Origin of the sequence: Janthinobacterium longum (genome assembly GCF_051380735.1) — a bacterium.
Taxonomy (GTDB): domain Bacteria; phylum Pseudomonadota; class Gammaproteobacteria; order Burkholderiales; family Burkholderiaceae_D; genus Janthinobacterium.
On record NZ_JBNYXQ010000001.1, the window covers coordinates 1300347 to 1312359 of the forward strand.

Genomic DNA, 12013 nt, shown 5'->3' on the forward strand with positions numbered 1-12013 from the left:
ATAAACACAGTAATTATACGCAAGTCAAAACCGGCGGCGCCTGCGGTGAAATACGGTGGACACAATGGTGCAAAGCAGCACCTGAAAGGGGCATCATGCACCAAGGCAATGCAGACAAAGAGGCAACAAAACCGCTGCGTACCAGGAAACAACAGTCAGGCTTTATTTGCAATAAGAAAACACGGTATTGCTGGCAGATAGTTAAAAGTTGGCACTAAAATCAAATGACAAATTCACTTGGAGATACCCGCGTGCCGACCCTGACTACCTTGCGTAAAGCCGTTCTCATCAGCCTGTATGGCAGCGCCGCTCTCGGCGTATTTGCCTCGCCCGCCATGGCGCAAACCAGCGACGCCGGCAGCACAGCCGACGCGGGCGCAGTGCAAACGGTCAGCGTGGTCGGCTCGCGCCGCGTCACGGCCAGCTCCTCCACCGACACCATGGTGCCGGTCGATATCATCCCGATGACCAAGGTCGCCGAGCAGGGTGGCCAGTTCGACCTGGGCCAGTCGCTGCAATATATTTCGCCATCGTTCAATTCGACGCGCCAGACCGGCGCCGATGGCGCCGACCTGATCGACTCGGCCGCCCTGCGCGGCCTGGGTTCGGACCAGACGCTGGTGCTGGTCAATGGCAAGCGCCGCCACACCACGGCGCTGGTCAACCTGTTCGGCGCGCGCAACCGCGGCAATACGGGTACCGACATGAATGCGATTCCGCTGCTGGCGATCAAGAACGTGCAGGTGCTGCGCGACGGTGCCGCCGCCCAGTACGGCTCGGACGCGATTGCCGGCGTGATCGATATCGAACTGAAAAAAAGCCTGGGCTGCGAAGCGGTAGCCGGCTACAGCCAGTATTCGGAAGGCGACGGCAAAAACTACATGACCTCGGCCTACTGCGGCATGGCGCTGGGCGAGAAGGGCACGATTGCGATCACCGGCGAATACCTGGACCGTGGCCGCTCGAACCGCGCCGACGCCGACAGCATGCGCATCATCGGCGACACCAAATCGGAAAACAAGACCTTGTACGTGAATGGCGACTATGCCACCAGCGCCACCAGTAAACTCTATTTCACAGCCGGCGCGCAGACGCGCGATGCGTCCAGCGCCGCGTTTGGCCGTGGCGGCATCGGCAGCGACGATATTCCATCGCGCAATTCGGCCGCCATGTATCCGAACGGTTTCGTGCCCTTTATCAACGGCAAGATCGACGACCAGTACGCCACCATCGGCCACCGTGGCCAGATCGGCGAATGGAATGCGGATTTCTCGCAGACCTATGGCTACAACAAGATGCGCTACGACATCAGCAACACCCTGAACGCGTCGATCGCCAACCTCGATTTATTGAACGGTGGCAAGGGCGTCAGCGCCAGCCGCTATGACGCGGGCGGCTTCTCGTTCCAGCAACTGACCACCAACGCCGACTTCAGCCGCTATTACGACACCGTAATGAGCGGCATGAACGTGGCTTTCGGCGCCGAATACCGCAGCGAAGAGTACAAGATTATTGCCGGCGAACCTGGCTCTTATATCGACGCCGACGGCGTGGGCGTGGGCGGCAATGCGGGCAGCCAGGGCTTTCCCGGCTTCCAGCCCGGCGACGCCACCAAGGCCAAGCGCCACAGCATCGCCGCCTATGGCGACGTGGAACTGGACATCACGGAACGCCTGAAGACCCAGGGTGCCGTGCGCTATGAAAAATTCAGCGACTTCGGCTCCACCGTCACCGGCAAGCTGGCCGCCAGCTACAAGGCAGCGCCAACTGTGCTGCTGCGCGGCTCTGCCAGCACCGGTTTCCGAGCACCGTCCTTGCAGCAAGTGTATTTCTCGTCGACCTTTACCGACTTTATCGGCGGCGTGCCGACCGACGTGGTGCTGGCGCCAAACGGCGGCGCGGTGGCCAATGCGGCCGGCATCCCGAAACTGAAGGAAGAAAAATCCACCAGTTTTACCTTCGGCACCACCTGGACCCCGACGCAAGACGTTTCCGTCACGGCCGACCTGTACAACATCAAGATCAAGGACCGCATCGTGCTGTCGGGCCGCTTCAACGCCGACAACTACCCTGACCTGGCCGCCCGCCTGTCGCTGCTGGGCGTGGGCGAAGCGCAATTTTTCGTCAACTCGATCGACACCCGCACGCGCGGCCTGGACCTGACCGCTTCGCACAAGGGTGAGTTGTTCAGCAACCGCCTGACCACTTTCCTGGCGCTGAACCTGAGCAAGACGGAAGTGACCAAGGTCAAGACCCCAGCCTCCCTGACCGGCTTTGAAGACGTGCTGCTGTCCGAACGCGAACGCCTGTTCATCGAACAAGGCGGCCCGCGCTCGAAAGCCACGCTGGGCTTCGACTACCTGACCGGCAAACTGGAATCGAACCTGCGCGTGATCCACTTCGGCCCGCAAACCCTGGGCACTTTCAGCGGCACCGCCGAAGGCGTACCGAACGCACGCTACAAGGCCAAGACCTCGGCTGACCTGAGCTTTACCTACAGCATCAGCAAAAACACCAAGCTGACCTTTGGCGGCAACAACATCTTCAACGTCAAGCCAACCACGCAGAACGCCGACGAAACCGACAACGGTTTCAAATATGACAGCGTGCAGTTCGGCCTGAATGGCGCATCCTGGTTTGGTCGCTTGTGGGTGAAGTTCTGATGTAATGCAGCAGCAACAGCAGGCACCGGCAGCGGTGCCTGCAATGCCGTAGCGTGCTCAGCGTCTGATCAAGGCCAGGAACTCCTGGCGCAGGCTGGAGTCAGTCAGGAAGCTGCCATGCATGACGCTGTTGATCATGCGCGCATCGTTGTCCTTCACGCCGCGCCACTGCATGCAGAAATGGTCGGCCTCCATGATCACCGCCAGCCCGTCCGGTTTCACCTTCTCCTGCAGCAGCGTGGCCAGTTGCGTCACCGCCTCCTCCTGGATTTGCGGCCTGGACATGATCCAGCCAGCTAGCCGCGCATATTTCGACAGCCCGATCAGATTCGAATGCTCATTGGGCATCACGCCTATCCAGACCTTGCCCATCACCGGGCAAAGATGATGCGAGCACGCACTGCGCACGGTAATCGGTCCGATAATCATCAATTCGTTCAGGCGTGACACATTGGGAAACTCGGTCACCGCAGGCGCCGGCGCATAGCGGCCGCCAAACACCTCGTTCAGGTACATTTTGGCGACCCTGCGTGCGGTGTCCTGCGTATTGTGGTCATTGACGGTATCGATCACCAGGCTTTCCAGCACCCCTTGCAGGCGCTGGCTCACTTCATCAAGCAACTGGTCCATTTCGCCAGGCTCGATATGCTCGGAAATATTGTCATTGGCATGAAAGCGCACGCGCCTGCTTACCAACCGGGCCCGGATACGCGCCGACACAGGAGCGGCGTCATCCCGATAGGCAAGATACTGCATATTCATTGTTCTTATTCCCTGGTAATTGAACTGGTGAGCCCTGCTTCCCAGCAACACGTGCTGCCGCAGCAATGGCTACTTTATACCCATGGATCAATATTATTACCAGAACATAAAAAAAGCTACTGATTAGTAGATTAAATTTTTGTTTGGCTGAAAATCAGGCAAGCGTCGTTGCATCATTATCAAAACGGGATGATCGGAATAGACGATGGACTAAAAAAACTACCATGGCATGAGCGCCACGCCGTCACTGCGCCACGGAAGGTTCAGCCGGACAATCAGCCGGAATAAACCACCGGCGTCCTTCCGCCTCGTATTCCTCAAGACTTGGCAGCCCGACCTCCAGGCGGCGTCGGTTGACCAGGGCGCGGTCATCGACCGGTTCCATGACCAGGTGGCAGCGATCGGGCCGCGAGAATTGCGTGCCATACTCCTGAGGGCGACCTTCGTTGGCGGCGATGCGATCGGAAAGGTAGGCAAGATCACGCGCTGCGGCTATGCCATTTTTGACCGAGGCCACCAGAAGCGCCCGCGCTTCACGCTGGAATGCGAGGTCACTATCGGCATGTTGCGCCAATAACCAGGCGCTGTGACTGTCTTTTGCCGTCCCTGGCCAGCCACACGCCGCGATGATGTCCTTGAGTTGCCTCAAGTTCTTTTCATCGATGACCTTCCAGCGTTTTTGCAACGCCTCTTTTTCAGCAGGCGTGCCCTTCGAATTTTGCTCCAGAACGTTCCACTCTTGCCGGATTTGCTGATCGTTGCTGGCCATATCGTTCAAACGCGTGCCGATGGCAGTACAGTCACTGTTGCCTGCGCTTGCCTGCAAAGCGCAAACAAACAAGCCCCAAAAAACCAGTCGCTTCTTCACAAAAAACTCCTCTCCTTGCTTGCTGCCGATGGTTCGACTGTGTACGATTGCGGCCTTCAAGCGGTGATACAGTTCAGTTAGCGCCCTATGCTATCAGGAAACCCGTAAAACGGATTAATGCCACAGTCGTCAGCACAAGGCGCACCGGGCCAGCGGGTCCGAAAAATGTCGAGGGCGAGGTGCAGCGACGAAGACAGTACGCATGTACGGCGAGGAGCTGCAACGCAGCCATCGGCATTTTCTCGGACTCGCGTCTCCGGCCCGCCATTTTTACGTTTTTACGCCTTAATCCGTCCGACACCTTAACTGAACGGTATTAGAGCCTTCAAGCGATATGCTTTCCTGCTAGCGCCACAATCTCGCACTGCATATTCTCTATCGCCCGCTCGTTATATTGACTGGCAAAATAAGCATCGCCAAACAATTGCCCGGCCTGCGCCTTGGCACACAAGTGTTGCAGCGCAAGTGCGCGCTGATGGTTGAAATGCGCCGGCTCGACATGTGCATATTCGCGCACGATGGCTTGCGTATAGGCACGGTAGACCTCTTCGTCCTGGCCCAGGATGGCCAGGTCGGCGCTCAGCATCACGTCCTTGAGCGGGTGGACAATCGCCGGGCCCTGGAAGTGGTCGGTAGCGCGTATCAGCTGGGCGACTTCCTGGCTATCGTCGGCATCCAGGCCGCTTCCCAGCCACAGCTGGGCGCTGGCTTCCTCGCTCGAATACAGCGCGTCTTCGTCGTGGCTGTAGACGGCGTCGTGGAACCAGAAGGCTTTTTTCAGCAGTGCGCTGTGGTGCGCCGATGCATAGGTATTGTCGGCCCAGACGCGAATCTCGGACAGGCCGTGCACCAGGTGGTCGAGGTTGTGATAGTGGCGCTCAGCGCCGCCGTAGGCTTCAGGGCCTGTCAGGTGGGCGAACCAGTGATCGAACAGTGCAATCTGTTCGCCTGAAGCACCCGCATACGGCCACAGCGCTTGCCATTCCTTGCGCAGGCAGTCGAGTATCCAGGCCTGGTAGGCAGGACCGGGAACGAATTTTTTCATGGTCCAGTTCCAGCCCACCGGCCCTTCCAGCGCCTTGACGAAGCTGGAGCTGACGGAACCGAGGTCGCGCGGCGGCATCACGAAAATGGTTTTTGCGCCTTGCAGCACGTCGACATTGGTTTGCTGGATCAGGTTTTCATAGTCGAAATCGGCGGTGGTGCGGATGCCGCGGATCAGGTAATCGCAGCCATGCTTTTTCGCCGCACGCGCCGTGTAGTCGCCCTTGACGATCACCACCTGCACATTGTCCCAGCCGCATTCGCGGGCGCTTTGTTCGATGATGCGCTTGCGGTCTTCGGCGGGAAACTGCGGCTTCTTGGCCGGGTTTTGCGACAGGAAGACGATCACCTCGTCGGCCAGCGACCGCGCTTCGCCGATCACCCACATATGGCCGTTGGTGATGGGGTCGAGGGTGCCTGAAAAACCGATCTTCTGCATGCTGCGCTCCGTTCATTAATGTACTTATTGCGCAGACAATATAGGCCCGCGCCGCGCACGTCAATGCAGCATGCCAAAGATCCGTATCAGATCGCTATTTTTTCCGCGGCAGCGGAAACTCCACCCGCACGCACAAGCCGCCCAGCCGCGCGGAACTGTCCAGCACCAGGCGCGCGCCATGGCGCTCGGCAATCGCCTTGATAATGGCCAGGCCCAGGCCGCTGCCATTGGCGTCGGTGCCCGGCACGCGGTAGAAACGGCTGAACACGCGTTCGCGTTCGTCCTCGGGAATGCCGGGGCCACTGTCTTCCACCGACAGGGTCACCCCGACCGGGCTGGAACGCAGGTCGATATCGACCCGGCCGCCCTGCGGCGTGTACTTGATGGCGTTGTCGACCAGGTTGCGCAGCAAGATGTTCAGGGCGTCGGCCTGGCCGGCGGCGCTGGCTTCATCCATGTGATGCAGCCCCAGGTCGATCTTGCGCGCCTGCGCCACGCCAGCCATGTCGCCCAGCGCACGCTTGACGACCTCGTTCAGGTCAACCAGCTGCAACTGGTCGCCGCTGGCCGCGCTCGCTTCCTGGCGTGCCAGCACCAGCAACTGTTCGACCAGTCGCGTGGCCCGCTCGATGCCGGCGCTGACGCGCGAAATGGCCAGGCTGCGTTTTTCTTCCGATTCGGCACGTTCCAGGCTCAGCACCTGCAACTTCAGCGCCGCCAGCGGCGTGCGCAATTCATGCGCGGCATCGGCCACGAAATGCTGCTGCGCGTCGAACGCGGTTTTCACGCGGTCGAACAAGAGGTTCAATTCATGCACCAGCGGGCGCACTTCGTCGGGCAAGCCGGACTCGGACACGGGAGACAGATCGTCGGCCTGGCGCGCCGCCACCTGCTTGCGCACGCGCGAGACGGGCGCCAGCGAACCGCTGACCACCCACCAGACGACCAGCATCAAAATCGGCGCCATCAGCGCGATCGGGCCGACGGTGCGCAGCGCCAGGCTGCCCGCCATGCGTTTGCGCACCGCCATGTCCTGGGCGATCTGGACGGTCTGGGAACTGGTCTGCACGGAGAAGATGCGATAGGTTGTGCCGTTGGCCTTGACGTTCGAAAAACCCAGCACGGCGCGCTGCGGCAGTTCGGCGCGCGTGATCGAACGGAACACCTGCACGCCGTCCGGCGTCCACACTTGCACCACCATGTCGTTATTGGCCGGATCGGCAGGCAATGCTTCCGCCTGGTTGGCCAGCGGCGCGCCCGAGCGCAGCGACAGCGCCATCTGTTGCATGTGGTAATCAAAAATCTGGTCGGCGTCGTACAGCGCACTGCGATAGGCAATCGCCGCCTGCGCCAGCGCGGCCATGATAATGGCGGCCAGCAGGAACCACAGCAAGCGGCCGCGCAGCGAGTGCGTTACCGTCACCTTGACCTTCATTCTCATGCCTTGGGCACCATGTAGCCGAGTCCGCGCACGTTCTGGATCAATTCGCTGCCCAGCTTCTTGCGCAAGCCGTGGATATACACTTCAACGGCATTGCTGTTGACTTCATCTTTCCAGCTGTACAGCTTTTCTTCCAGCTGGGCGCGCGACAGCACGATGCCGGGCCGCGCGATCAGCGCTTCGAGCACCGCCCATTCGCGCGCCGACAGGTTGACCGCATGGCCGTCCGCGATCACTTCGCGCGTCAGCGGATTGATCGACACGCCCTGGTGTTCGAACACCGGTTCCGGCCGCCCGGAGGCGCGCCGCAGCAAGGCGCGGATGCGCGCCAGCAGCTCGTCGAGATCATACGGTTTGAGCACATAGTCGTCGGCGCCGGCGTCCAGGCCAGCAATGCGCTGCTCGATGGCGTCGCGCGCGGTGGCCACCAGCACCGGGGTGTCGAGCTTGCGCAGGCGCATCGAGCGCAGCACTTCCAGGCCATCCTTGCGCGGCAGGCCCAGGTCCAGCAGCACCAGGTCATAGGTCTGCGTCTGCAGGGCCGTATCGGCCATGTCGCCATCCTTGACCCAGTCCACCGCATAGTGCTCGGCGCGCAGCAGGTCCAGCACTACCTCGCCGATCATGATGTCGTCTTCTACCAGCAATAAGCGCATGGTTGCTCCTTTTTCTTTATCAGCCCAAGCGCACCGGAATAAAAATCTTGTCAGGGCCACGCTGTATCAGCAAAGCCACCGACTTGGCCGATTTGTCGACCACGTCGCGCACTTGTTCGACGGTGTTGACAGGGCGGCCATTGACCGACAATAACACGTCGCCAGGTTGCACCCCGGCATTGGCGGCTGCACCGCCCGCGTCTTCCACCAGCAGGCCGGCGCTGATGCCCGCTTCGCGCTTTTCATCCGATTGCAATGGACGCAGCGCCAGGCCCAGTTTCACCTTGCCGGCCACGCCATGCTCGGGCGCCGCTTCGGCCACCTTGTCGGCGGCATTGCCCAGCGTGACGTTCAAGGTGACGATCTTGCCGTCGCGCCAGACATCCATGCTGATCTTGTCGCCCGGCAGCGCAATGCCGACCATGGCCGGCAAATCACCCGAGGCGATGATGCGCTCGCCATTCATCTTGCGGATCACGTCGCCCGATTTCAGGCCCGCCTTGTCGGCCGGACTGCCGCGCTCCACATTGGCAACCAGCGCGCCTTCGGGCGTGGCCAGCTTGAACGAGTCGGCAAAGCCCTGGTTCACTTCCTGCACCGTCACGCCCAGCTTGGCGTGGCTGGCCTTGCCGGTGGCGACGATCTGGTCCTTGATGCGACCGGCCAGGTCGATCGGGATGGCGAACGACAGGCCCTGGAAGCCACCCGTCTGGCTGTAGATCTGCGAATTGATGCCGACCACTTCCCCGCGCGTATTGAACAGCGGTCCACCCGAGTTGCCGGGGTTGACCGCCACGTCGGTCTGGATAAAGGGCACGTTGCTGTCGTCGGGCAGGGAGCGGCCCTTGGCGCTGACCACGCCGGCCGTCACCGTGCTGTCGAAACCATAGGGCGAGCCGATGGCCAGCACCCATTCGCCCACTTTCAGGTCATTCGAATGGCCCAGCGGCACCACCGGCAAATTGCTGGCATCGATTTTCAGCACCGCGATATCGGTCTTCGGATCGCTGCCCAGCACCTTGGCGCGGAACTCGCGGCGGTCGTTCAGTTTGACCGTCACTTCGCGCGCATCGCGCACCACGTGGGCATTGGTCATGATGACGCCGTCCGGGCTGACGATAAAGCCGGAACCGAGGCCATGAGTCGGCACGTCGCGCCCGCCACGCTGGCCGCCTTGCGGGCCCTGGAAGCGGCGGAAGAATTCAAGGAAGGGATCGTTGCCGAAATCGTCGGCGCCAGCCTGGCCGGAGTTATCGAGCGCCACCTTGGTGCTGCCGGTGACACTGATATTGACGACCGCCGGGCTGTTGCGCGCGGCGATCTGGCTGAAGTCGGGCAGGGCCACCAGCGGAGCGGGCGCCGCCGTTGCTGCGGCGGGCGCGACGGCGGAGGCCACCGGGGCGGCAGGCGCGCCATTGGCACCGGCATTGTTCTGATGTACCACCATTGCACCACCAGCGCCGAGCACGCCGATCGCGGCCAGCGCGGCGACGGTACGTTTGATTTTCAGCGATGGACTGGCCGTTTTTTGTTCTTGGTGTTCCATGGATTGCTCCTCATTCAATGAGACTTTGATGTATGCAATATTGGGCCACCAGACTTAGGCGCTGCTTAACATTTTTCCATTGAGAAACACGCCCTCAGTCTTTTTTCAGCCATTTAAGCATCGTCTAATTCAGTCTTTCCAGCAGGCCTGGACGTGACACTGGCCGGATCAACCGGCCAGTATTTTACTGCATCAGAAGGATGGGGAATCCTTCCGCCATGTCAGCCCTGGGCTGAAGGCTCAGGCTGCCTGGCGCTGTTCCAGTGCGCTGAGATTGTCGCCAACCACTTCACCGATCTCGATCTTGCGCGGTTTCAGCGCTTCCGGCACTTCACGTACCAGTTCGATCGTCAGCATGCCGTTTTCAAACGTGGCACCGGTGACCTTCACATGGTTGGCCAGCTGGAAGCGTTGTTCGAAATCGCGGGCGGCAATACCGCGGTGCAGGAAGGTGCGTTCGACGCCATCTTTCTGCTTGCGGCCAGTCACTTGCAGCGAGTCGCGCTCGGCGATGATGTCGATTTCGGCACGGGAAAAACCGGCCAGCGCCATCACGATGCGGTATTTGTCTTCCGATACCAGTTCGATGTTGTACGGTGGATAGCTTGGTGGTGCATCGGCGCGCTGTTCGTTGAGCAACTGGGCCAGGCGGTCGAAGCCGATGGCGGAACGATACAGGGGGGCAAGGTCAAATGGTCGCATGATAAATATCCTTTTAGATTGAAGCGATAAGAGGGCGGACCTCACAATGAGCATCCGCTTGCTACCCAATCTAAGGACGATCAAGCGCGCTTCAAGACCTTGAAAAACGCGATTTTTGCCCCAGTGCCAAAAATATTTTTTGGCTGTTCAACTTGCCCAGTCTGTATCAACGGCAGGCATAAGCCTTGCCGATCCATTCATTGGTCATGCTGGTCCCCTGTTGCGACCAGACTACATCGCTGGCATTGAGCGCAACGGCGGCATTGATGGCCTTGGCCTTGGCGTTCTTGCTGCCGATGGACGAGCTCAGGCCCACAAAGATGGCATCGGCGCCATTGACATTGCCCAGGAAACGGCAGCTTTTGACATTCTGCTCGCCTACTTCGCGGATGTTATTGGAGGTGACCGTGGTGCAAGCTGCCAGCAGCGCGATGGTGGCCACCAGGGCCGATTGTGTCAAACGTGTCAACATGAAAAACCTTTCTATGGATAAATAAACAGACGCAGCACACGGCCACGCCATGAAGAAAATACGAAGATGGCCGTTTCTTTATCGATCGCAAAACAACACGCTGGACAGCGCCGTGCGGTTGCTCACACCCAGCTTCTGATAAATCATGTGCAACTGGTTGCGCACCGTGGCCGGTGATTTGTCGAGCGTACGGGCAATCGTCTTGTAAGGCGTGCCGTGCATGGCCATGGCTGCCACCGCACGCTCGGCGGGCGTCAGGCGCTGCATGGCACCACCGCCATCTTTTAAACTAGTGCCCTGCGGTCTCATGATCGATACTCCTTTGCCGGTGACGGGGCCACGCATGTGACCCTTCACTGCCTTGTTCGCTGGCCGCCACGCTGCGGTTCAATCTTTTTGCAGATTTTTTAGGCTATGTCACCATCAAGTGTGGGAAGGTTCCCATAGTGGCTTTGAGCAAGCTTTCCGGGGACAAAATTCTCCTGGCGTCGAGTATCCACCGCCAGCCCAGGTAACTGGGCAGATAGCGTGTCGCCACGCCATGAAAGGCGCTCAGCCATCCGCGCAGGCGGCTGTGATAGGCATTGACGTTTTGCACATGGATCGTGCCACGCACGCGGATGCCGGCACGTAAGTTCACTGCAGCGTGCATGACGCCAATTTCTCTGGCAAACACGGGATAGGCCGGATGGCCATCGCTGACCAGCAGAATGTCGCGATCGATCACCAAAGGCAGGCATGCAGTTTCGCCTTGCTGAGCTGGCCACGGCCGGCCACGAAATCAACGGTTTGTCCGGTGCGGTCGCGTGCCACCAGGATGCAGACCTGTTCATTCGAGATGCCGCGCTGGCGTGCCGCTCCTCCCCGCCGCCGTGCCGGACGGGTCAAGTGCCGCGATCCTTTCTGTGATTCAAGCAGATACATCTCATTGGCTTCGGCAATGCCGTGCAGGCAGCGCGGCCGGTCGTTTTTTGCCAGCGCAAGAAAACGGTGGCGCCAGCGAAAGCTGGTGTTGCGGTGAATCTGCATTTGGTCGGCAGCCCTGCGCACGGAAAACGATTCGAGCAGGCAACTGGCGTAGGCCAGCCAGCGGGTCTTGTGGTGCAAATGCGCCAGCGGCGTGCCGCTCAAGGCGTTGAATGTTTTTCGGCAAGACACGCAGCGATAACGCTGCAAGCCATGAGCATGGCCGTGCCGGTGGACACGCGTGACGCCACAGGCCGGGCAATGCAGGTGTGCCATTGCCGTCTGCTCGATCAGGGCAATCGCCGCATCCTGCCCGGTGCTGCCCTGCAACAGTGCGATGCCGGCCAGGCGCTGGCGCTGCGACAATTGCGAGAACTGTGCGATAAACGTCTGCCATTGAACTGGGTGCATGATCGTCTCCTGAAAGAAGAATTCTGATCAGTTAGACGTCGGC

The 12013-nt window shown here is 60.1% G+C and carries 10 protein-coding genes and 1 pseudogene; 1 reads left to right on the plus strand and 10 read right to left on the minus strand.

The window, feature by feature from the left end:
• Window positions 1-224: 224 nt before the first annotated feature.
• The gene (locus ACQ4WM_RS05880; RefSeq protein WP_436545745.1) at window positions 225-2663 is read left to right on the plus strand and encodes a TonB-dependent receptor plug domain-containing protein; all 2439 of its coding nucleotides are present in this window, start codon (window positions 225-227) and stop codon (window positions 2661-2663) included.
• Between the two features lie 57 nt (window positions 2664-2720).
• On the opposite strand, the gene folE is transcribed toward ACQ4WM_RS05880, so the two are convergent.
• The 10 genes and pseudogenes from folE to ACQ4WM_RS05930 form a co-directional block, all read right to left on the minus strand.
• A complete protein-coding gene (gene folE, locus ACQ4WM_RS05885; RefSeq protein ID WP_436545746.1) occupies window positions 2721-3425 on the minus strand; it encodes a GTP cyclohydrolase I in 705 nt (234 codons plus the stop codon).
• A 244-nt stretch (window positions 3426-3669) separates the two neighbouring features.
• On the minus strand, window positions 3670-4353 hold the full coding sequence (locus ACQ4WM_RS05890) for a DUF6624 domain-containing protein (protein WP_436545747.1): 684 nt from the start codon (window positions 4351-4353) through the stop codon (window positions 3670-3672).
• Window positions 4354-4618: 265 nt separating this feature from the next.
• Window positions 4619-5776, minus strand: coding sequence for a pantetheine-phosphate adenylyltransferase (gene coaD / locus ACQ4WM_RS05895; RefSeq protein WP_436545748.1), 1158 nt, complete (start codon window positions 5774-5776; stop codon window positions 4619-4621).
• Window positions 5777-5870: 94 nt separating this feature from the next.
• The gene (locus ACQ4WM_RS05900) at window positions 5871-7211 is read right to left on the minus strand and encodes an ATP-binding protein (protein ID WP_436546207.1); all 1341 of its coding nucleotides are present in this window, start codon (window positions 7209-7211) and stop codon (window positions 5871-5873) included.
• Window positions 7212-7213: 2 nt separating this feature from the next.
• Complete coding sequence (locus tag ACQ4WM_RS05905; RefSeq protein ID WP_436545749.1) at window positions 7214-7873, minus strand: response regulator; 660 nt, start codon at window positions 7871-7873, stop codon at window positions 7214-7216.
• A 19-nt stretch (window positions 7874-7892) separates the two neighbouring features.
• Window positions 7893-9419, minus strand: coding sequence for a Do family serine endopeptidase (locus ACQ4WM_RS05910; RefSeq protein ID WP_436545750.1), 1527 nt, complete (start codon window positions 9417-9419; stop codon window positions 7893-7895).
• A 240-nt stretch (window positions 9420-9659) separates the two neighbouring features.
• Complete coding sequence (locus ACQ4WM_RS05915) at window positions 9660-10121, minus strand: Hsp20 family protein (RefSeq protein WP_436545751.1); 462 nt, start codon at window positions 10119-10121, stop codon at window positions 9660-9662.
• Between the two features lie 166 nt (window positions 10122-10287).
• Window positions 10288-10593 (minus strand): hypothetical protein, encoded by a 306-nt coding sequence (locus ACQ4WM_RS05920; RefSeq protein WP_436545752.1) that lies wholly within the window; start codon window positions 10591-10593, stop codon window positions 10288-10290.
• 78 nt (window positions 10594-10671) lie between these two features.
• Window positions 10672-10902, minus strand: a complete 231-nt coding sequence (locus ACQ4WM_RS05925; RefSeq protein WP_436545753.1) for a response regulator transcription factor — start codon at window positions 10900-10902, stop codon at window positions 10672-10674.
• Between the two features lie 103 nt (window positions 10903-11005).
• Window positions 11006-11970 (minus strand): annotated as a pseudogene (locus tag ACQ4WM_RS05930) (IS1595 family transposase).
• Window positions 11971-12013 lie beyond the last annotated feature (43 nt).